Annotated in this window: 22 protein-coding genes, 3 pseudogenes and 1 riboswitch; of the genes and pseudogenes, 19 read left to right on the top strand and 6 right to left on the bottom strand. The window is 38.0% G+C overall.

The window, feature by feature from the left end; translation table 11 throughout:
• The first annotated feature begins 2 nt into the window (after window positions 1–2).
• Window positions 3–859, top strand: a pseudogene (pheA, locus tag ED2_RS15680) (prephenate dehydratase).
• A 123-nt stretch (window positions 860–982) separates the two neighbouring features.
• Window positions 983–1,495, top strand: coding sequence for a type 1 glutamine amidotransferase domain-containing protein (locus ED2_RS08445; protein WP_060789746.1), 513 nt, complete (start codon window positions 983–985; stop codon window positions 1,493–1,495).
• A gap of 296 nt (window positions 1,496–1,791) precedes the next feature.
• Here ED2_RS08445 and ED2_RS08450 read toward each other — a convergent pair whose 3' ends face one another.
• Window positions 1,792–2,463: a ClpXP adapter SpxH family protein gene (locus ED2_RS08450; RefSeq protein ID WP_005879013.1), complete on the bottom strand. Its 672-nt coding sequence runs from the start codon at window positions 2,461–2,463 to the stop codon at window positions 1,792–1,794.
• A gap of 117 nt (window positions 2,464–2,580) precedes the next feature.
• On the bottom strand, window positions 2,581–3,156 hold the full coding sequence (locus tag ED2_RS08455) for a CYTH domain-containing protein (RefSeq protein ID WP_005879012.1): 576 nt from the start codon (window positions 3,154–3,156) through the stop codon (window positions 2,581–2,583).
• Window positions 3,157–3,295: 139 nt separating this feature from the next.
• Here ED2_RS08455 and yjbM point away from each other — a divergent pair.
• The 4 genes and pseudogenes from yjbM to mgtE form a co-directional block, all read left to right on the top strand.
• Window positions 3,296–3,991 (top strand): annotated as a pseudogene (gene yjbM / locus ED2_RS08460) (GTP diphosphokinase); the annotation flags it as partial.
• Complete coding sequence (locus tag ED2_RS08465; protein WP_005879010.1) at window positions 3,969–4,766, top strand: NAD kinase; 798 nt, start codon at window positions 3,969–3,971, stop codon at window positions 4,764–4,766. The pseudogene yjbM and the gene ED2_RS08465, both read left to right, overlap by 23 nt.
• Window position 4,767: 1 nt before the next feature.
• Window positions 4,768–5,667 (top strand): RluA family pseudouridine synthase, encoded by a 900-nt coding sequence (locus tag ED2_RS08470; protein WP_005879009.1) that lies wholly within the window; start codon window positions 4,768–4,770, stop codon window positions 5,665–5,667.
• Window positions 5,668–5,684: 17 nt separating this feature from the next.
• Window positions 5,685–7,046 (top strand): magnesium transporter, encoded by a 1,362-nt coding sequence (gene mgtE / locus ED2_RS08475; protein ID WP_016177885.1) that lies wholly within the window; start codon window positions 5,685–5,687, stop codon window positions 7,044–7,046.
• Window positions 7,047–7,318: 272 nt separating this feature from the next.
• Here the strand turns inward: mgtE and ED2_RS08480 are convergent, their stop codons facing one another.
• On the bottom strand, window positions 7,319–7,957 hold the full coding sequence (locus ED2_RS08480; RefSeq protein WP_060789747.1) for a copper homeostasis protein CutC: 639 nt from the start codon (window positions 7,955–7,957) through the stop codon (window positions 7,319–7,321).
• Between the two features lie 135 nt (window positions 7,958–8,092).
• Here ED2_RS08480 and ED2_RS08485 point away from each other — a divergent pair, with 135 nt between their 5' ends.
• The 7 genes from ED2_RS08485 (at window position 8,093) to ED2_RS08510 (ending at window position 14,622) form a co-directional block, all read left to right on the top strand.
• A complete protein-coding gene (locus ED2_RS08485; protein ID WP_016177886.1) occupies window positions 8,093–8,950 on the top strand; it encodes a methyltransferase domain-containing protein in 858 nt (285 codons plus the stop codon).
• A 223-nt stretch (window positions 8,951–9,173) separates the two neighbouring features.
• Window positions 9,174–9,677, top strand: coding sequence for a tRNA (uridine(34)/cytosine(34)/5-carboxymethylaminomethyluridine(34)-2'-O)-methyltransferase TrmL (gene trmL, locus ED2_RS08490; protein WP_005879005.1), 504 nt, complete (start codon window positions 9,174–9,176; stop codon window positions 9,675–9,677).
• A gap of 271 nt (window positions 9,678–9,948) precedes the next feature.
• The gene (locus tag ED2_RS08495; protein WP_005879004.1) at window positions 9,949–10,605 is read left to right on the top strand and encodes a histidine phosphatase family protein; all 657 of its coding nucleotides are present in this window, start codon (window positions 9,949–9,951) and stop codon (window positions 10,603–10,605) included.
• Between the two features lie 17 nt (window positions 10,606–10,622).
• Window positions 10,623–13,196, top strand: coding sequence for an SF1B family DNA helicase RecD2 (gene recD2, locus ED2_RS08500; protein ID WP_016177887.1), 2,574 nt, complete (start codon window positions 10,623–10,625; stop codon window positions 13,194–13,196).
• 374 nt (window positions 13,197–13,570) lie between these two features.
• Window positions 13,571–13,720: a hypothetical protein gene (locus ED2_RS15685; RefSeq protein WP_016177888.1), complete on the top strand. Its 150-nt coding sequence runs from the start codon at window positions 13,571–13,573 to the stop codon at window positions 13,718–13,720.
• Between the two features lie 24 nt (window positions 13,721–13,744).
• Window positions 13,745–14,149: a hypothetical protein gene (locus ED2_RS08505; protein WP_016177889.1), complete on the top strand. Its 405-nt coding sequence runs from the start codon at window positions 13,745–13,747 to the stop codon at window positions 14,147–14,149.
• Between the two features lie 2 nt (window positions 14,150–14,151).
• Window positions 14,152–14,622 carry a hypothetical protein gene (locus ED2_RS08510; protein ID WP_005879001.1) on the top strand — a complete coding sequence of 157 codons (471 nt, stop codon included), beginning with the start codon at window positions 14,152–14,154 and terminating at the stop codon, window positions 14,620–14,622.
• Window positions 14,623–14,692: 70 nt separating this feature from the next.
• Here ED2_RS08510 and ED2_RS15390 read toward each other — a convergent pair.
• Together ED2_RS15390 and ED2_RS08515 are read right to left on the bottom strand one after the other, a co-directional pair.
• Window positions 14,693–14,857: pseudogene (locus ED2_RS15390) on the bottom strand (ISL3 family transposase); the annotation flags it as partial.
• A 197-nt stretch (window positions 14,858–15,054) separates the two neighbouring features.
• Window positions 15,055–16,032 carry a diacylglycerol/lipid kinase family protein gene (locus ED2_RS08515; RefSeq protein ID WP_005879000.1) on the bottom strand — a complete coding sequence of 326 codons (978 nt, stop codon included), beginning with the start codon at window positions 16,030–16,032 and terminating at the stop codon, window positions 15,055–15,057.
• A gap of 572 nt (window positions 16,033–16,604) precedes the next feature.
• A riboswitch (PreQ1 riboswitch) is annotated at window positions 16,605–16,651 on the top strand.
• Between the two features lie 14 nt (window positions 16,652–16,665).
• Here ED2_RS08515 and ED2_RS08520 point away from each other — a divergent pair.
• Window positions 16,666–17,169 carry a QueT transporter family protein gene (locus ED2_RS08520; RefSeq protein WP_005878999.1) on the top strand — a complete coding sequence of 168 codons (504 nt, stop codon included), beginning with the start codon at window positions 16,666–16,668 and terminating at the stop codon, window positions 17,167–17,169.
• A 103-nt stretch (window positions 17,170–17,272) separates the two neighbouring features.
• Here the strand turns inward: ED2_RS08520 and cbpA are convergent, their stop codons facing one another.
• On the bottom strand, window positions 17,273–17,914 hold the full coding sequence (gene cbpA, locus ED2_RS08525) for a cyclic di-AMP binding protein CbpA (RefSeq protein WP_005878998.1): 642 nt from the start codon (window positions 17,912–17,914) through the stop codon (window positions 17,273–17,275).
• A gap of 159 nt (window positions 17,915–18,073) precedes the next feature.
• Between cbpA and rpmG the strand changes: the two genes are divergently transcribed.
• From rpmG to ED2_RS08550, 5 genes are all read left to right on the top strand, one after another.
• Window positions 18,074–18,226: a 50S ribosomal protein L33 gene (gene rpmG, locus ED2_RS08530; RefSeq protein ID WP_005878997.1), complete on the top strand. Its 153-nt coding sequence runs from the start codon at window positions 18,074–18,076 to the stop codon at window positions 18,224–18,226.
• Window positions 18,227–18,244: 18 nt separating this feature from the next.
• Window positions 18,245–18,415, top strand: coding sequence for a preprotein translocase subunit SecE (secE, locus tag ED2_RS08535; protein WP_005878996.1), 171 nt, complete (start codon window positions 18,245–18,247; stop codon window positions 18,413–18,415).
• 100 nt (window positions 18,416–18,515) lie between these two features.
• Window positions 18,516–19,061 (top strand): transcription termination/antitermination protein NusG, encoded by a 546-nt coding sequence (gene nusG / locus ED2_RS08540; protein WP_005878994.1) that lies wholly within the window; start codon window positions 18,516–18,518, stop codon window positions 19,059–19,061.
• A gap of 115 nt (window positions 19,062–19,176) precedes the next feature.
• The gene (locus tag ED2_RS08545) at window positions 19,177–20,058 is read left to right on the top strand and encodes an alpha/beta fold hydrolase (protein WP_005878992.1); all 882 of its coding nucleotides are present in this window, start codon (window positions 19,177–19,179) and stop codon (window positions 20,056–20,058) included.
• A 235-nt stretch (window positions 20,059–20,293) separates the two neighbouring features.
• Window positions 20,294–21,394 (top strand): lactate oxidase, encoded by a 1,101-nt coding sequence (locus ED2_RS08550; RefSeq protein ID WP_016177890.1) that lies wholly within the window; start codon window positions 20,294–20,296, stop codon window positions 21,392–21,394.
• Window positions 21,395–21,684: the final 290 nt, after the last annotated feature.

The raw sequence follows: 21,684 nt of genomic DNA on the forward strand, positions 1-21,684 counted from the left end.
TGATGAAAATCGGTTATTTAGGTCCGAAGGGATCATTTACTTATAGTGCAGTAACTAGCTATTTTAAAAATGGTGAGTGGATATCGTATGACTCGTTGATTGATTTGATCGATGCACAGCTGAATCAGGAAATAACTTATGCGATGGTGCCCATCGAAAATTCAATCGAAGGCTCTGTCCTGCCGACATTAGATCATGTCTATGAAACGTTGCCTTCTATTCAAGGGGAAATCATTCTTCCGATTCGTCAACAATTGATGGTTCACAAAGAGCGACAAAAAGAGTGGAGACAGACAAAAAAATCTGTAGTCATCCCCAGGCGTTGGCACAGTCACAGCTTTTTCTAAGAACTCATTTTCCAAAAATCGAGATCGAATAAGTTGGTTCAACCGCTCAAGGCGCGCAACAAGTAGCAAACCATCCTGAGCAAGCATTAGCGGCAATTGGCCCGTTATCTGCAGCAGAAGAGTTTGGACTCGTTGTCGTTCAAAAAGATATCCAGACGATCGTAAATAATGAAACTCGTTTTTGGCTACTTGGTTCAAAACCAAGCGCCTCAAATCTAGAGGCAGTCGATTATAAAGCAACGTTATTTGTTGATCTGCCAGAAAATCGTCCGGGGGCACTGTATCAGGTATTAGCTGTTTTCGCCCAGAAACAATTGAATTTGACAAAAATCGAATCTCGTCCGCAAAAAACGCAGTTAGGGGAATACTTTTTTGTGATCGACGTAGCAGTCAAAGCACAAGCAAAAGAATTACAAGAAGCGATAAGCTTACTCCAAGAGCAACAATTTCCAGTACATTTGATTGGTCAATACCCAGTGTATCAAATCAATCAAGTGAAACCAGCACAATAAACAAAGGACGATTCGGTCAGAATGCTTTATTACACCCTATTACTATTAGTATAAACAGATTAGTTGCACACTTTCTTCAATTCCTTTAGGCTTGAATTAAGCGATAAGAAAGGAAGAGGATAAATGACAAAAAAAGTTGCAGCAATCGTTACTGATTTGGTGGAAGATGTAGAATTATCATCACCAAAGGAAGCTTTGGAAAAAGCAGGTCATTCTGTTACTTTGATTGGATTTGAGGCAAATCAAACGATCAAAGGGAAAAAAGGAACTGAATTTACGATTGAAAAAAGCATCGATGAAGTGTCTCCTGAAGACTTTGACGCGCTATTGATACCAGGGGGGGTTTCACCGGATCAACTACGAGCAGATCAACGATTCGTTGATTTTGTTTCTTATTTCTTAAAAAATGATCAACCATTATTTGCAATCTGTCACGCACCACAATTGTTCATCCAGACAGGCTTAACAAAAGGGCGTACGATGACTGCCTATGACACCGTTCGACCAGATATTGGTTATGCCGGAGCCGTAGTGAAAGATGAAGCAGTAGTAGTGGATAAACAATTAGTAACTAGTCGTAATCCAGATGATCTACCTGAATTTGATCGTACGATCGTTGAAATGTTAGCTAAGTAAGCGAAGGGTATTTTTCAACAAATTGAACCAAAATCTACAATAACGACAATAGTACAGAAACGACAATAGTACAGAAATAGTCGACCAAGAAACTTGGTCGATTTTTTTGTTTAAAAGAGTGTATTTGTAGCTAGAAATCAAGTGATGACAACTTGTGGGCACTCCATGATGATGTTCATTGCTTTTTTTCTTGTCATCACCTAAACAAGCGACTGGGAAACAAAATAAGCCATTTTTGAACAAAAAATAGACTACCACGAAAGGATCTTCGCAATAGTCTATTCAACACACAACTTTTAATTAGAAAGTAAATATAAATGGCTATTTCCTGAGTTTAATCGAGAAGCATTTGTATGTAAATGTTCACCATCGAAAACTTGATAAGAGTCATCTTTTGTTTTACAAATTTCTTTGATACGTCGAACGGTATTAGAACCTTCGATTAATACACCAAAGTCGTGTTCACAGGAGTAGTTATATACTACAGCTGAAGGATGCTTAGTGATTCCCATCTCACGAGCAATTTTTTGATCGGAGAAAAAGGCTTCTTTGACAAATTCTGATTGACGATCTTCTTTGAACATTTTTAGATCGCCCCCGATTTCGGCAAAGAGGGATTCAGCAAGCGCTGGAGAATATGGTAACTTTCTACAACCCACTGCTTCTTGCAATTTGATCAAGAACTGCCGTCCCTTTTTCTTTCCTTGGAACTGTGCGGCTTTACAATCTAATGCAGCAGAGTAAGTCATTGAAAATAGTTGGTTCCGTTCGGTTAGATTTTTTTGAGAAATTCCGTTACTTTGCATGACATCCCCAATTGTCTGCAAATTAACCAGTGGAAGAAAGCGAAATTGTATCTTGTCTTTCGATTTTTTTCCGTATTCTTCGCCAATAAATTGTAACAATTGTTGTTCTAATTTAAAGCAGCGTTTCCCCAAAGGATTAACAAATAGATAAATTTCGATCATATGAATCTCCCCCAAAATAGATTCTATACAACTAGTGAATTCTTTCATTCACAACCTATAACTTAACAGAAAAATGATAAAAAATGAACTCAAGTGCCTTGTGAAAATGATAGAATTTTAATCTTTAGATTCAATCATGCGTTGGATCTTATTTTTTGCTGGACGATAAGGTAAAAAATGGGCTTCTAAAAACTGTTCAAAAGCTATTTTTCCAACAGTAGCGTCAGCGACCTCTAGTTCTAATTCAAAGTCATGTAGATTTTCTCCAAAGCTTTGGTCAATCGCTAAAAGACCTTCTGCTACTTTGAATTCTGCACGTTTAGTCGTTAATTTTCCAGTTTCGATCAATAGTTTTGGATCGATGTTTAATTCAGAAAGTTTCTGAAAGACAGCCCCTGATGTAGGTAGAACATGTTGATTCAAGTAGGAATCGACCTTTTCCATTGTCAATGTATCGGTTGTTTCAAGCCGACCTGCTACTTCAGGAGTTTTTAACGTATATTCTGCATATGTATCTAAAAGGCGGATACGCAGCCCACAATTTTTTTTCGCCAATTGAAAATCAGGTGTATCAAAATAAATATTTGTTTGGACGGTAAAATCTTTTGGTTCTAATTGATAGTGTTGGATCAACTGATCGTATTCTTTTTCAGTTAACATAGATTTATATTCGATCTCTAACATTTTAGACATATGTAACACTCCTTTTATCTATTCTGCCTAAAATTTCTTTTTTGGTCAATACAAAAAGGCGAGAGGTACAAAAAAACTACATTTATATGGTAAAATGAAAAAGAATGTTAATGAAGTAGAGGGATCAGCTATGGAATGAGACTGGGAAGAATTTTTAGCACCATATGAGCAAACAGTATCAGAATTAAAAGTAAAACTACGTGGGATCCGTAAACAATTCAGAGAACAGAATCGTCATGTTCCGATTGAATTTGTGACGGGAAGAGTGAAGCCGGTTGACAGCATCGTCACAAAATCACAGTTACGACATATCCCCATGGGACGTTTAGAAGAAGAAATGTCGGATATTGCTGGTTTGAGGATCATGTGTCAATTTGTTGAAGATATCCATCAAGTGGTAGAGATCATTCGTAATCGTAAAGACATGAAGGTTATCCAAGAAAGAGACTATATCACGAATAAAAAAGCAAGTGGCTATCGTTCTTATCATTTGGTCATCGAGTATCCAGTCCAATTGATCAGTGGCGAAAAGAAAATACTCGCTGAAATTCAAATTCGGACATTAGCAATGAATTTTTGGGCAACGATCGAACATTCATTAAACTATAAATACCAAGGCGTATTTCCAGAAGAAATGAGTGAACGACTTCAACGGGCGGCAGAAGCAGCCTACCAACTAGATGAAGAGATGTCGAATATACGAGAAGAAATCCAAGAGGCGCAACGCCTATTTTCTCATGGCAGAGGAAAATCGGATGATATCTATTATCGGACATTACTCACCAGAGAAAAGCTGAAAGAGGAGGCAAAAGATGAAGGTAGCGATCGTTCATAATCAAGAAAGCAAAACCTTAGAAGTAACTGAGCGATTGAAGCATCTTTTGGAACAAGCGGGGATCCAAACAGATGAACAACAGCCAGAGTTAGTGATCTCTGTTGGTGGAGATGGCACCTTACTATCGGCTTTTCATCGGTATACGCATCTGTTGAACGATGTCCGTTTTTTAGGTGTGCATACCGGACACTTGGGTTTTTATACCGATTGGCGAGATTACGAATTAGAAGAACTTGTGGACAGCTTGCAGACCAATCGTGAGCAGAGTGTCAGTTATCCCTTGTTGGATGTCCGTATCAGCTACGTAGATGACAAGCCAGATCAACATTATTTTGCGTTGAATGAGTCGACGATCAAGCGCTCCAATCGAACGATGGTGGCGGATGTCTACATTAAAAACGAACTTTTTGAAAGTTTTCGAGGAGACGGTCTAGCTGTTTCAACGCCTACTGGTTCAACAGCGTATAATAAAAGTATTGGTGGCGCTGTGATCCATCCAAGTATCAATGCCTTTCAATTAGCAGAAATTGCTTCATTGAACAACCGAGTGTTTCGAACATTAGGCTCACCGATGGTTATCGCACAGGATGAGTGGGTAGAAATAAAACTTGAAAATACAGAAGACTATCTTGTGACGGTCGATCAACTCGATATTGCAGAATCAAATATCCGTTCCATCTACTATCGAATCGCGAAAGAACGGATCCATTTTGCGTCGTATCGTCATATGCATTTTTGGCATCGTGTAAAAGATGCCTTTATTGGTGAGGGGTAGTATGGAATTTGAATGGAGATATGAAAAAGAGCAGCCACAGCAATTAAAATACTTTTTAAAAGAAAAAGGTATTTCTAAAGGTTTGCTAGCTAAAATAAAGTTTCAAGGTGGAACGATCAAAGTAAATGACAAAAGAGAAAATGTCTTGTTTTCTCTTTCAGACAATGATAAGGTAACCATTGTGATTCCTGCTGAAGGTGAGCATGAAACGGTACTCTTAGATGAGACACCGATTGACATTATATATGAAGATGAGCATCTTCTGGTGGTCAATAAACCAGCTGGTATTTCTTCGATTCCAGCACAATACCACCCGAATGGAACTATGGCGAATCGCGTAAAAGCATACTATAAGCGACAAGGTTATGAGGATCAGGTCGTTCATGTTGTCACGAGGCTTGACCGCGATACCTCTGGTTTGATGCTGTTTGCAAGACATGGTTTTGCACATGCGAAATTAGACGTTCAGCTTAGGGAAAAAAAGTTTATCAAAAAATATCAAGCACTTATTAGTGGAAGTTTAGATGATTTAAAGGAACATGGTTGGATCGATTTACCCATTGCCCGGGACTATTCATCATTGTTGAAGCGTCAGGTCCATGTCGATGGTCGAAGTGCGCAAACCGAATACTGGTTAGAAAAAAGAGACTCTGAAATTGCATTGGTGGATATTCAGTTGCATACTGGAAGAACCCATCAGATCAGAGTTCATTTTTCTGAGATTGGTTGTGCCCTTTTAGGTGACGAAATGTATGGCGGACGAATGGATCTAGGTATTGAACGGCAAGCATTGCATTGTTATGATCTACGCTTTTATCATCCTTTCACACAAAAATTATTAGAATTTAAGCAGCCTTTGGCACAGGACATGGCAGCTATCGTTCAACGGTTTGAAGATTAAGGTGAGGTGAGATTGGTTTGGATGAAAATCAAGAATTAGAGGAAAGATTTGCCCAGTTATCTCAGGATTTGAGAGAGAATAATATTCAGGAATTTAGAAACAGCTTCTTGGAGATGCATATTTATGAGCAGGGGCAATTTTATCAATCCCTTAACGAAGAAGATCGCCAACTGATCTACACGTATTTGTCTCCTAAAGAATTAGCGGATATGTTTGATGTGATCGAAGAAGACAATGAGCACATGAAAGAGTATTTAGACGAAATGCGTCCGAGCTATGCAGCAGAAATGTTGTCAGAAATGTATACGGATAATGCCGTCGACTTATTGAATACACTAGATAAAAAACAAATCGCGAAATATTTAAGCTTGATGTCGACAGATGATGCCAGCGAGATCAAAGAATTGCTGCATTACGAAGATGAAACAGCCGGTGCGATCATGACCACTGAGTTTGTTTCGATCGTTGCTAATCAAACCGTACGTTCTGCAATGTACGTGTTGAAAAATGAAGCAGATGTTGCAGAAACGATTTACTATATCTATGTAGTCAATCAAGAAGGCCAGTTAGTTGGTGTTATTTCTTTACGTGATTTGATTGTGAATGATGATGACACGATGATTTCTGACCTCATGAGTGAACGGGTCTTGTCTGTTCATGTAGGTGATGACCAAGAAGATGTCGCTCAAACTTTCCGTGACTATGACTTTCTGGCATTACCAGTCACAGATTATGATGATCATCTATTAGGGATCGTTACAGTCGATGATATCATTGATGTTATTGATGATGAAGCAGCGAGTGACTATTCTGGTTTAGCAGGGGTCAACGTAGAGGAAATCAATGAGAACCCTGTTAAGGCAGCTTCCAGGCGTTTGCCATGGTTAGTTACGCTTCTTTTTCTAGGGATGTCAACAGCTTCACTTATCAGTCATTATGAAGATTTAGTCAGTGAAGCAAGTATTCTAGCTGTCTTTATTTCACTGATCACTGGTACAGCTGGAAATGCTGGTACACAGTCCTTGGCGGTTGCTGTAAGGCGATTAGCTATCTCAGATGAAAAAGATCATGGTTTTGTTCGTTTGATCTTGGCAGAGGTATTAACTGGACTAGTGACTGGAGCTATTACCGGATTAACGATTTTCTTGATCGTTGGATTTTGGAAACACAATTTCATTCTGGGTTTTGTTATAGGGATCGCAATGCTGTTTGCGATTACGGTTGCTAGCTTAGCAGGTAGTCTGATCCCTATGTTGATGGACCGACTTGGCTTTGATCCGGCAGTTGCAAGTGGACCATTCATCACAACATTGAGTGATTTGACAAGTGTATTGATTTATTTCAATATCGCTTCATTATTTATGGGATATTTTATGTAGAAATGATTCTGTTCAAAGTATTTTGATGGATGCTCGAAGTGAAATGACTAGAATGCTATTTATATAAACAGACAATCATGGAATGAATCAAAAAACAAGGTTGGGACAGAAGTGTTTAACTCCGAGAAATAAGAAGGAATTCATGAAAATTGCTTTTCAAATTTTTGTGAATTTCGGCTTATTTCCGAAGGGGTTGCTTCTGCTCCCACCGTTTATTCGTTTTTAAAGCGTGGGACAAAAGTGTTTCTTACTTTTGTCCCACGCTCGTTTTTTTAGTCTAATGGTACGATTTTTGTGCCGTGGACTTCAGTAACACCTAGCGCCGTTGCTACAGATTCGGCGTTTTTATAATTGACTTTTCCGCCGGGAAGAATGATCAAGCGCCCATCAGCGTGAGCAATCAATTGTTTGAGATGGTCAAAATGAGCTTCAATTGGGTCACTTGCATCTCCACCATGAGTCAGAATACGATCAACACCATGTTCTGCTAACCAGTCGATTGCTGCAAACTGGCGGTCTTTAGGGATACTATCAAATGCCATATGGAAAGTGGTCTGTAATCCTTCCGCTGTTTCAAGCAATAATTCCATTGCTTCTTCGTCGATCCAGCCAGAAGGAGTTAAACAGCCCAAAACGACACCATCAGTTCCTAATTTTTTTGCTTCAATCAAATCGTTATGCATGATTTTTAATTCGATATCGTTATAGATGAAGTCGCCTCCACGCGGACGGATGATCGTCATAACCGGTATTTCCTTTTCCCCTGCGTAACTTAACGCTTCCTCAATGACACCTGTGCTGGGAGTTGTTCCTCCAACAGCTAAGTTGTCACATAGTTCAATACGGTTTGCTCCTCTTGAGATTGCTAAAGGGATCGCTGTATAGTTCTCTGCGCAAAATTCTTTGATCATTTTCTTGCTCCTTTATATTCGCCTTAGTCATGGAGATTGTAACATATCTTTTGTAGTTGCTAAAGTTTTGTTCTAACGGTAAGATGAAAGTGTAAAATCAACGTTTACTATTTGAAACGAGAAATGAGCGGGAAAATGTTAAAAAAAATCGACAAAGGACGCCAGTTTTTGCTGGAGAATAAAGGACTATTTCGTTGTCCGCTGTGTCACACAAAGATTGAAACAACGAATAATGGTTTGGTGTGTCAGCAGAACCATCATTTCGATCTCTCCAAAAAAGGCACGCTATATTTCTTATCCCATGCTGTGAAGACAGAATATGATCAAGGAATGTTCGAACCTAGGCGCAGAATGATCCAATCTGGAATGTATCAGCCGGTTCTCGAATTATTAGCACAAGAATTGCCTCAAGAGGCAGATGTGTTAGATGTTGGATGTGGAGAGGGAAGCTTTTTGTCCGTTCTCGACCAGCTACATCCGTTAAACCGCGCTGTGGGTTTTGATATTTCGAAAGAAGGGGTGTACGCAGCAACAGAGCATCCTATCTCTGCATTTTGGTGTGTGGCAGATTTGACGAATCTTCCTTTTGAAGATCAGCAATTCAATACGATCTTGAATATCTTTTCACCTTCTCATTACCAAGAATTCCAACGGGTACTGGCCGATGATGGAGAAATCTTAAAAATCGTCCCTCAAGAAAATTATCTAAAAGAACTACGACAAGCTTTTTATCCGGATCAACCAGAAAAACAACAGTATTCAAATGAGCGAGTAGTAGCCAAATTCGCTGATTCTCTGGAGTTAGTTGGACGTCAACGTGTGACATATGAATTTGAGATACCTGAAAAAAATCAGCAAGATCTCTTAGCAATGTCACCTTTAGAATGGCAGGTCAGCCCAGCGATAAAAGAGCAATTAGCGCAGGATCCTTTGAAAAAAATTACAATTGATGTAGAATTATTAAAAGGAAATAAGAGAAAACGATTCCAATAGAAATATTGTTTTTGAAAGGTTGCAAAAAGAGTTTATAGGTGGTATAGTAGCCACAAGTTGTTTTTTCATTGGTTTTTATCAGGTTCCTGTTCTGATAAAAGTTAGTGAGAAGAGCTTCACTAACGTAACGACTCGCAGTGACTGACACCGAGTTGATACGTTTTTTTTTATGCCAAAATAAAGAGAGTAATGAACTAACATATAGATGAGAGGATTGATCCTTATGAACCATATCGTTTTATTTGAACCATTGATCCCTGCCAATACTGGAAATATTGCAAGGACTTGTGCTGCAACGAATACACCACTCCATTTGATTGAACCTCTAGGATTTTCGACAGATGATAAACATTTGAAACGTGCTGGATTAGATTATTGGAATGACGTGAACATCACGTACCATCCTAATTTGGACGCTTTTTTGTCTTATCTAGGTGATCGAAAACTTCATTTGATTTCAAAATTTGCCCATAAGGTATACAGTGATGAAAATTTTGCAGATGGAGAAGAACACTTCTTCTTATTTGGGAAAGAAACAACGGGCTTGCCAGAAGAATTCATGCGTGAAAATGAAGAAAAATGTTTAAGAATCCCGATGAATGATGAACATGTCCGTTCATTGAATCTGTCAAATACTGCGGCAATGATCGTCTACGAAGCATTGCGACAACAAGGATTTCCAAATTTAGAGTTAACACATCACTATGAAAATGATAAGCTAGACTAGAGGCTATTTAGCAAATGTCCTGGCTCAAGCATTAAGCAAAGAAAAAGGAAAAATAGCTTTTCATATTTTGTCTTTTTCGGCTTAATGTCGCAGAGACAATTTGAGAAATGCCGTTTACACTAGAGGCTATTTTACAAATGCCCTGGCTCAAGCATTAAGCAAGGAAAAAGGGAATACCCTTTACTAGCAATTTTATTTATTCAGCAGAGCCATTATTCTATTAATTAGCAGACACTACTTTTAAAAAGTGACAGCAAGGAGTCCGATGCAAATGGAACTATATTTTACAAGACATGGAAAAACAGAATGGAATCTTGAACGCCGTTTTCAAGGCAGCAACGGAGACTCCCCCCTTTTAGCAGAAAGCTATGAAGAAATCAAAGCGTTTGGTAAAAAAGTGAGATATGTGCCGTTTAAAGCAATCTATTCCAGTACAGCGAAACGTGCACGTGATACAGCAGAAGGGATAAATAAAGAGCTAGCCCATCCAGTTGAAATCATTTATACAGATAAGTTGAGAGAACTAGGATTAGGAGATTTAGAAGGGCAGCCAATTGATGAAATGTATCAAAAATATCCTGAAACACTGCCTAATCTACGGCAACATCTCGATAAATATGATCCTACCATTTTTAGAGGAGAAACAATCGAGTCTGCGATTACGCGAATCAAAACAGTAGTGGCAGATGCTGTCGCACAACACGAGGGACCGATTCTTTTTGTCGGCCATGGCGCATCATTGACTGCTGCTATTCAATGGATGGTCGGAAAAGAATTGAGTCAATTGCGAGAAATGGGCGGACTCTTCAATAGTAGTCTTACGATTTTAGAGACAGGAGAACCGTATAATTTACTCCCTTATGAATTAAAAGTATGGAATGAAATTTATTTCTTAGGGAAAGATACGAAACCAGAACCACTATTATAATTGAAGGAGGCGGCAAAATGCAGCCAGAAGAAATGCCTTACTTTGTTGGCACAGTTGCCGCAATTTTTTATCAAAATCCTAGTAATTTTTATAAAGTCTTACTGGTTCGGGTCACTGAAACAACTGCTGATTATCGTGAAAAAGAAATCGTTGTGACAGGAAGCTTTGGAGATGTCCAAGAAAATGAGTTGTATCGGTTCTACGGTGAATTAGTAGACCATCCTAAATATGGTAGACAGCTAAAAGTTGAGCGGTATGAGCAAGAAAAGCCTACTACAGCCAACGGTATTGTTGGTTATTTGTCTAGTGAGAAATTTCCGGGTATCGGAAAGAAAACAGCAGAAAAAATCGTTGAGTTATTGGGTGAAGAAGCGATTGAAAAAATCATTGCTGATCCTTCAGTGCTAAAACAGATTTCTGGTTTGACTAAGCCAAAAAGAGAAATGATTGCGGAAACGATTCGCTTGAATCATGGAATGGATCAAGTGATCATGGGGCTGAACCGCTATGGTTTTGGTAGTCAGCTTGCATTTAGTATTTACCAAACTTATAAAAATGAAGCACTAGATATCATTCAAGAAAATCCGTATCAACTGGTTGAAGATATTGAAGGAATCGGCTTTAAACGTGCAGATAACTTGGCAGAGCAACTAGGGATCGCCGCCGATTCTCCAAGACGTATCCGGGCAGCAATCTTACACCAAATTTTTCAGCATGCGGTTCAAACTGGCGATACATATGTTCCTGCTGAGATGCTTCTTAGCCAAACCATCAGGATTTTGGAAACAAGCCGACCGATTGAAATTCAACCAGATCAAGTGGCAACAGTGATCATCCAACTTGTCGAAGAGGGAAAGATCCAACAAGAAGGAACCAATCTCTATGAGAACAGTTTGTTTTTCTCTGAATGGGGGATCGGTAATTCGATTCAACGGTTGCTTAGTCGAAAAAAAGAAATCAAGTATCCAGAAAAAGAAGTGAAAAAAAATATTCGTCGTATCGAAAAAGTTTTTGGTATCCAATATGGAGAGTCCCAAGAGAAGGCCATTTCAGAAGCAGTCCGTTCGCCATTATTCATTTTAACTGGAGGACCTGGTACAGGGAAGACGACAGTTATCAATGGAATCGTCAATTTGTTTGCGGAATTGAATGGGTTGGAATTAGATCCTACGAAATATACACAGGAAATTTTTCCAATATTGTTGGCAGCGCCAACTGGTCGGGCAGCAAAGCGAATGAATGAAACGACAGGACTTCCGGCAAGCACGATCCACCGATTGCTTGGATTGAATGGACGTGAAAAATCACCAACAGTCAGTACGAAAGAGCTGGAAGGTGGTTTATTGATCATCGATGAAATGTCGATGGTCGATACATGGTTAGCGAACACTTTATTTAAAGCTATTCCTACAAATATGCAAGTTATTTTAGTTGGGGATAAAGATCAATTACCCTCTGTAGGTCCTGGTCAGGTTCTGCATGATTTGTTGGAAATCGATCAGATTCCTAAAATGGAATTGAATCAGATCTATCGTCAAGGAGATGGCTCAAGTATTATTCCACTTGCTCATGAAATCAAAGAAGGACAATTGCCAGCTGATTTTACAAAGAATCAGAGGGATCGATCCTTTTTCAGAAGTGATGCATATACGATTGAACCGCTGATTGCGAAGATCGTGGAAAAAGCGAAAAACAAAGGATTTACTGCACAAGATATCCAAGTATTAGCTCCAATGTATCGTGGTCCAGCAGGAATCGATGCGCTGAATAAGATGATGCAAAATATCTTTAATCCGGGAAGGGATGGACGCAAAGAAGTTCATTGGAACGATACAGTCTATCGGATCGGAGATAAAGTACTCCAGTTAGTAAATACGCCAGAATTAAATGTGTTTAATGGCGATATGGGAGAAATCACGGGAATTGTATTGGCAAAAGATTCTGAAGATAAGATTGATGAATTGGTGATTCAATTTGATGCCAATGAAGTCACGTATAAACGGAATGAGTGGAATAAGATCACGCTCTCTTATTGTTGCTCGATCCATAAATCACAAGGTAGTGAATTCAAAATGGTCATTTTGCCAATGGTTTACCAATATCAGCGTATGCTCCAGAGAAACTTGCTTTATACTGCAGTTACTCGAAGTAAAGAATTGCTGATACTTTTAGGGGAAGAACACGCTTATGCTACATGTGTGAAGAATGAATCAGCGAGCCGAAAGACAACCTTGAAAAAAAGAATCGAAGAAAATGAGCAGATGACGATCGCTACCCGAACGAAGCTAGTAGCTTACGAGGACTCATTGAGTGGAAGTGATCCGTTTGAGGATGGTTCATACACTAGCGTGGGTGAAACAGCTAAGACACCAACTGAAAAAAATGAGCACAACGAACAAGAAGAGTCTGTCCAGGAAAAGGAACGTAATGTTAATCTATTCTCATCGGTTGAAGAAACAAAAGAGCAGATGAAAGATGAAGAAAAGGAAACAGAAACGACTCGATTACCTCAGACGTATATTCTGACAACAGAAGCAATTGAAAAACAACTGATTGATCCAATGATTGGTATGGAAAACGTAAAACCTTAAAAATAGAAAGCGAGCGGGACAAAAATCAGGTTTTTTCTGATTTTTGTCCCGCTTTTTTGATTTAAGGTACACTCATAATAGACATAATCAATACTATAAAGAGTATTTTTTTTCAATGCTGTTTATGAAAGGTGCATTATTGATATTTTTCATTTTTAAAGACAAAGTGTCAATTTAAGACTAAAAATCGTCTTTTTATGATATGTTGCTTTTTTTGCTGATAAAATTCCCTATAATATTTTCAACAAAAACGCTTACTTTTTTATATAACTAATTTGATTAATTATAAAAGACAAATTAGGATAGCAAGTTAGTAAGTATTTTTTGTATTGATATTTAGCATTAAAAATTGATAGAATAAGGAGAGGATACGTATGGAGTTAAAAGTTTTAAAAGAGTCTAAATTTTTTTGTTTGGGAATGACATTGCTAATGATTTTGGGAATTTTTATTAGTACTGGATCAGCTATTTATGCAGATGAAAATGTGAATGAAGAAACAAGGCTTGAAGAACAAAAAAAGTAAGCTGTAGAAGAATTAAAATTTTATTTGGAAGAAGAAGGCCATATTGATCCAACGACAAAACAGTATATCCCAACTGATTTTGTAGCGATAAAAGCAAAATCAGAAATTCCAGGTGAAGAAGGATTAGCTGGAAAATTTGTTTTTGATAATTACGTGATTCCTAGTATGACTCGTGATCTTACAAAATATGCTACTTGTATCGTTGTAAATTCCTTACCTTTTGGAGGAGTCATTTGGGATGCGCTGCAAGGAGAAAATGCGATGCAAATCTTGATTAATGCCCTTGCGTCAAAGGACTATGATAAAGCTGTAGATATTTTGCTTGAAAAAGCTAAGAAAACTTTGAGCTCTTCACAACTTTTGGAATTTAATGTTGCTACAATCGCAGCTGGTATAGCTATTAATGCAATTTCTTGTTGGGGGAATTAAAAATGTATACGGATATTATTCTGGAACAAAAAGCGGAAAATTTTATGAGGCATTTAGGGCTTACGCCTAAAGGTAATTATTTTAGTTGTTATGAATATGCACATCCGTTTTTAGTAGTATTACCTCTTCACCCAACAGTAAAGATAATCGTCACTAAAATAGTTTTGGTTATTGCGACTGAAGAAGAGTTAATAATCAAGAAAATAGGAAGCGGGTTATCACCTGTTGACATAAAAGAAGAAAACTACGATGAGAATATTATCCGTATACCTAAATCTAGCATTGTAAACTTTGAGGTGAAAGATTGGGAGGTTTTAGGATTTGATTTAGGCTATCTTTTAACGATCGAAACAGAAAAAAAGTATTATTTACAAGTGGCTAAGGTGACTGGCTATGATTTTTCGACAATTAATTTTTTTAATCTAAAAGCCAATAATTTTTTTGACTTAGTGACAGAGAACAATACCAAATAACTAATAGTAATCACCCTGAAAATAGTGGCTCTTCGTCAAATTGTGTTGGTGGAGACAAATTTGGATAAAACTTAGTCCGATATGCGACGTGTTCTGTGCGTGTCGTATATGAATCGTTGCGGATAACGAGAACCAATTCGCAGTGTTCGCAATGGGAAGGCGAGTCATCCATTTTTCATCAAAAAAATGAATGTTTATCTGTTAATCCGAGTAATTTTCTAATATGATTATCCATAGAGAGACTCCTTTGGTAGGGTAATGTTTTTGTCGACTAAATTTTACCAAATGTGAGTCCCTTTTTGGATTGAAACAAAGAAAAAAGTGTTGCTAGAAAATTGATTTCGATTTCCACCAACACAAAATATTATAGTACCTTTTCTTTTTAAGAAGGACTATTATCCTATGCTCTTTGCTCTTATAACTATATGCCTATCAAAGCGTTAAATTACACCAAAATAGTTGTTTTTTTGTGGACAACTGTAGATCGAATGGTTGCTTCTCAGTGTCTTCACCATCTTCTTGACCATATTGTGATGTAGTCGAAACGATACGCAATTTACTAGTGGTAAAGTGGTGAAAATTTTTAGAATGGAGTTGCTTTTTTTGTGTCAGTAAAAGAGCAATCCACAGGATCTTGAATAGATTGATCCGCTCCACGACAACAAAATCAATCGTTGGTTTGGCGATATCAGCGGTGGGAGCGATGGCTACACCGCCTCCAAAGTATGGGTGATTCGTTGCTGTACATAAAAAAGCTTTTTCAAGACTGACCTGTTTTCCACTAGTTTCTACTAAAATAGGGAATCCTTTTTGAACAAAGAAAACACGCAAGATCGAAAAAATATAAGAAAGCGATCCTAATTTATACTTGTTCAATTGTGTTTTCGCATTCGAATGATTTGTCGCATGGACGATTGCCGCATCCAAACCAATCCCAAAATTATTTACGACAACCCCTTGTCTATCGCTGATTTTTTCTTCATAGCTTAATAGATTGATTTCCTGAGGTTCAGTTGCAGCAAGCACATTTTCTAATGCTTTTACAGCATTCCTTGATAATCCGATACCTCTAGCAAAATCATTACCAGAACCGGCAGGGATATAAGCAACAGGAAAATTAACTTTCAGTTGGTGAAAAGTATTCAATACTTGGTGCAGTGTTCCATCACCGCCGACAATTACAAGTAGAGGAAAAGGAGCTTCTTGCTCACGGGTTTCTTCAGTCCATTCTTTCAGCGTATCTTCTGCTAATTCCTCAGCGATTTGGGCATCATGGCCTTTCCACTTACTATAATAAACAGAATAGGTCAGATTCTTTTCAGCAAATAGCGGGATGATCTTGTCCGCTACCTTTTTACCAGAGCCGCTTCCAGCCGCTTGGTTGATTAATAAATAATAATGAAACTTCATTTTTGCCTCCTGCGAAACATTTCAGAAGTTGAGCTGGCTATAGACTCAATCATAAAATCAGAGAACTTCTCAATTTTTCGCTTAACGCTCCAATGGTTAGCGACTGAAATATTCATTGTTGAATATCAAAATTTATTTTAAAAAGAGAAAAAACAAATCATAAGTTTTTATTCTTGGTTATTATAGCAGAGGAGTGCAGAAATGAAAAAGAACAGATTTCAAAAAAATAAAAAAATCTAGCAAGCGCTCGATCCGTTCGTTTGAAACGGAGAAGAAATCTAAGGTTCGATATGTCCACTTAGTTCTTCAGCTACTTGCTAGATCTTGTTCAGGTAAGAGGTTATTCAAACTCCCACTTCCTTTTTTCTTTTTTAGATACACAACAATTCTTTTCTTGCAGAACCTGCTTCGTCTGCGCTACTGGGAATCCTTATGCCTCTTACACCTATTTTATAGCATAATTTCTTTGTTTTGGCAAACGTTTACATTCGCTCTTTAGATACTATTTCAATTCAAAGAATTCTATGGTTTTAAATCTATAGATTGTCTGCTATAATGATTCTTTGTTTAAGATAACCGCGGTTCATCAACCATCCCGCGTTAAAAAAACTAGGAGAAATGAGGGCTTATATTATGCAAAAGACACAGGAACAAAAACGACTAATGGTCGTCGTAGTGAATGGGATCATCATGGCTTTATATTTAGCGTTAACGATTTTAGTTGCACCAGTATCATCTGGACCAATCCAATTTCGAATCTCTGAAAGTTTGAATCATTTAGTGGTTTTTAATCGGAAATTACTCTGGGGTGTACTAGGAGGAGTCATCATCTATAACGCATTCTTTGGCTTTGGAATACTAGACGTTATTTTCGGTGGCGGACAAACATTGATTTCTTTAGGCTTAACAGCAATTTTGCAAAATAAAATCAAAAATATAAAAGTACGTTTAGCACTGAATACGCTCTTCTTTACGATCAGCATGGGATTGATTGCGTACATGTTAGTACCAACAGGCGGCAAGGCCTTTTGGACGACTTATGGCACATTAGCAGCAAGCGAGTGTATCATCATGGCTGTGTCAGCACCATTGATGTATTATTTAGACCGGGCATTAGATTTTAAAAATCGCGTATAGGAAGAGCGAGTTGAAAATAGTTTATATAAAGATAGAGGCTAGAATCAATCAAGGTTGATTCTAGCCTCTAGTTCTGTTTGGCTAATTATCTGTTTATCGAAGCTTATTCTGCGTGTTGTAGATTTTCGATCTCGATTACTTTATAGTTTTTCTTTTCAAGTTGGTTAACAATCGTTTCACATACTTTTTCGTCTGTGTCAGCAGGCAAAGTGATCAGTGTACGACGGATGAATTCATCCTTTTCGATATCAAGTGTAATACAGCTGGCAATACTGCTGTATTTAGAGATGATTTTTGAGATCGTTGCTAAATCGCCTTGTTTACCAGTAGACGCAATCGTTAACACGTAGCTACCTTGTTCGACACTCCATGATTGTGAGAGCATAGTTAACAAGGTACTATGTGTCAAAATTCCATAGAAGTGATTTTCATTATCAAGTACGGCGATATAAGGTAGCTCTTTGATCGTGAAAAATACTTTAAAGAAAGATGTGTCTAAATAGATGAATTTTGTGGCATTCTTCAATAGATGTGTAACTGGTAGTGTCATATCCCCGCCGTTAGCTTTATGGCGATAGATGTGCATCTTATAAATATTTCCACGGAAAATATTTCCAGAAGCATCTAAGATCGGCACGCAACGATAGCCAGAACTTTCTAAAATCTCTAATGCTTCTTCTAAAGTGCTGGTCTCAGTAACAGTTGTTAAATCTTTTTTCTTATATACAAGTGTTTTTAATAGCATAATTTTACCTCCATATATCTCATTTTTACTTCATTTCAAATTAATCATATCATAATTAATTGCAAAACAATAGACCGTTTAAATGCGATTTGACAGAAAAACTTTTCCATGATACTGTAAAAGTGTATAATTTTGATTTTCAGTAAGGGGGGACAACGAATGGCAAAGAAAAAAGCAGCATTAGCTTGTTCCGTTTGCGGTTCTAGAAACTACACAAAATCAATCAGTGAAGGAAAAAGCGGCGAACGTTTGGAGATCAATAAATTTTGTAAATATTGTAATCAATACACATTACATAAAGAAACAAAATAGAACACAGGAGGATAAAGGATGAAGTTTCTAAAAAGTGTCAAAGCAGAAATGAAACAAGTAACATGGCCATCTCGTAAGCAATTACGTAAAGATACATTGGTAGTTATCGAAACGTCGATTATTTTTGGTGTGATGTTTTTCGTTATGGATACAGCAATCCAAAGTTTATTTGCTTTCTTATTAAAATAAGGCGCTAGTAAAAATCGCAAAATAGTGCTATAATCAGGTTGAAGGAAAAACTTCGGGCAACTGGGGTTTTTTTATTTTACAATGAAATGAGGAGCCCTTAATGGAATCTTTTGAAAAAAATTGGTATGTATTGCATACATACTCAGGATATGAAAACAAAGTAAAAGCAAACATCGAATCTCGTGCGCAAAGTATGAAAATGGCTGACTTTATTTTCCGTGTAGTTGTTCCAGAAGAAACTGAAACAGAAGTAAAGAACGGTAAAGAAAAAGAAATCGTTCATAAAACATTCCCAGGTTATGTATTAGTCGAAATGATCATGTCGGATGCTTCTTGGTATGTCGTTCGTAATACACCGGGGGTAACTGGATTTGTTGGTTCTCATGGTGCAGGAAGTAAACCAGCGCCATTATTGCCAGAAGAAGTGAACCATATCTTGCGTTCAATCGGTATGAGCTTACGCCAAAATGATTTAGAAATCGAAGTAGGCGAAGTAGTCAAAATCATCGAAGGTGCTTTTGCTGGACTAGAAGGTCAAGTAACAGAAGTAGATGAAGAAAAAGAAAAATTAAAAGTGAATATCGATATGTTTGGTCGTGAAACAAGTACAGAACTTGATTTTGATCAAGTAGACAAAATCGATTAATACGTTGCTAGAAGTGTTTTAAAAAAGCATATCGCCGGAGCAACAAGTAAGACGGAAAGATTGTTACTCAACTCTTTTCGTCTTTTTTTGTTATTCATTAGTAGGAGGACAGATCATGACAAAATGGCGTAAATTTATAATGACCAGTTTTTTGATTGGATTAGGGATGGTTTTGTTGGCTGGCTGTCAGTCTAAAGCAACCAATGAGCCAACCACTGGAACAAAGAAGGCAGAAACGACACAAACAACAGAAGAAAAAATTGAAAAAACGACTACACCTACGCTGTTTCTCCATGGCTATAGTGGAACCGTCAACTCCTTTAAAGGAATGATCCAGCGATTAGAAGATAGTACACAAAAAGAGTTGACATTGACGGTGGATGTCAATGGTCAAGTACAGGCTGATGGAGAATTAACAAAGAAAGCGGACAATCCGATCGTCCAAGTATTATTTGCGGATAATAAAAACAATGAATGGAATCAAACTGAATGGATCAAAGCGTGTCTAACATATCTACAATCTGCCTATGGCATCGATAAAGTGAATATCGTTGGTCACTCGATGGGAGGAGTCAGCGGGATGCGTTATCTTGCTACTTATGGCCAAGATCAATCGTTACCACAAGTCCAAAAGTTTGTTGCATTAGGGGCGCCATTTAATGAATTTGAAGAAAACAGTACTCAAAGCTTAAATGATATGCTGAAAAATGGCCCAGCTGTGACAACTAGTCGGTACCAAGATTACCAACAACTGATAGGCAACGTTCCTACAACTACCCAATTCTTGCTAGTTGGTGGACAATTGAGTGAAACGGATGCTAGTGATGGGACTGTTCCATTGAGTAGTGCCTTGGCGGTGTATGCTTTACTCAAGCAAAATGGAAATCCAGTTGAGGAAAAGGTCGTCGAAGGAGAAAATGCTGCACACAGTATGCTTCATGAAAACCAGGAAGTGGATCGACTGGTCCAACAATTTGTTTGGAATCTGAATGAATAGAATCGACTAACATTCGAAAAAAGTACTGCTACTTGCTATTTAACTGTATTCTTTTGTTTAAAAGAGTGTAACTCAAGTGAAGCGAGCGTGGGACCAAAGTAAGAAATACTTTTGTCTCGACCTCCTTGTGAGTGACACTTTTTTATTTTAAACTCAAACCGAGTATAAATGTTTGCTTACTTTTAGTAAGAGTAATATGATGAGTTTGTACTAAAAAAGAAAGAGGGATTTAGTTATGGCTTATCAGGCAAGTACAGAAGAACATTCAATTGATATCGTAAATATTGCTTCACTTGAAGGAAAAGTAAAAGAGCGCATGGAAGCTGGCGCATTTGGGTATATCCGTGGTGGTTCAGAAGATGAATGGACGATGAAAGAAAATACGACATCGTTCAATACGAAAAAAATCATGCCTCGAGTGTTGAGAGGAATCGATTCGGCTGATTTAAGTACATCGATTTTTGGGATTGATTTGAAGACGCCGATCATTCAAGCGCCATCTGCTGCGCAAGGCTTAGCACATGAAAAAGGAGAGGCGAATACAGCGAAAGGTGTTGCTGCAGCTGGTTCGATCTTTTCTATCAGCACGTACGCCAATACAACTATCCAAGATGCGGCAGCGGCAGCGCCTGGTGCGCCACAATTTTTCCAATTATATATGAGTAAAGATGACGGCTTTAATGAATTCATCTTGGACAAAGCAGTTGAAGCTGGTGCAAAGGCAATTATCTTAACCGCTGATTCGACATTAGGTGGGTATCGAGAAGAAGATATCATCAATCATTTCCAATTCCCATTACCAATGCCTAACCTTGCAGCGTATAGTGAACAGAGCGCAAGTGGAAATGGTGAAGGAAAAGGGATCTCTGAAATCTATGCAGCGGCTAAGCAAGGATTGACACCAGAAGATATCAAAAAAATCAAAGATTTAACGAATCTACCTGTGATCGTAAAGGATATCCAATCACCAGAAGATGCCGAAGTAGCAATTTCTGCCGGTGCAGATGGTATTTGGGTTTCGAATCATGGAGGACGTCAACTTGATGGTGGACCCGCTTCTTTTGAAGTTCTGCCTAAAGTAGCAGAAGTTGTCAATAAACGTGTTCCTGTTATCTTTGATTCAGGCGTACGCCGTGGAGAACATGTCTTCAAAGCTCTAGCGAGTGGGGCGGATCTAGTTGCCATTGGTCGTCCAGTCATCTACGGCTTGAACCTAGGTGGCGCACAAGGTGTTACTTCTGTATTTGATCATTTGAATAAAGAGTTATCGATCACTATGCAATTGGCTGGTACTAGAACAGTGAACGAAATTAAAAACACTAAGTTGCTAGATTAAAAGAAGTCAAAAAAAATAGCGCGTATCGACAGAGCCGTCGATACGCGCTATTTTTTTGAAGGAACGTCTAGTACACCACTAACGACAAAACAGGTAAAACTAGTCATTTTTTTTGAAATTACCGAAAAACCTACTTTTGAACGACGGTTATTCGAGAGTCTGTAGCAAACCTGATTTTTAGATTTGTCCCACATTTGTTTTCCGCCTCTAATAAAAGAACATTTCCACGTTTTATTTTAAAATCTCTTTTGTTAGTCGTTTAGCAGTTGGAGTTGCTGCTAGACCACCTT

The sequence above is a fragment of the Enterococcus durans NBRC 100479 = LMG 10746 genome (assembly GCF_001544215.1).
Classification (GTDB): Bacteria; Bacillota; Bacilli; order Lactobacillales; family Enterococcaceae; genus Enterococcus_B; species Enterococcus_B durans.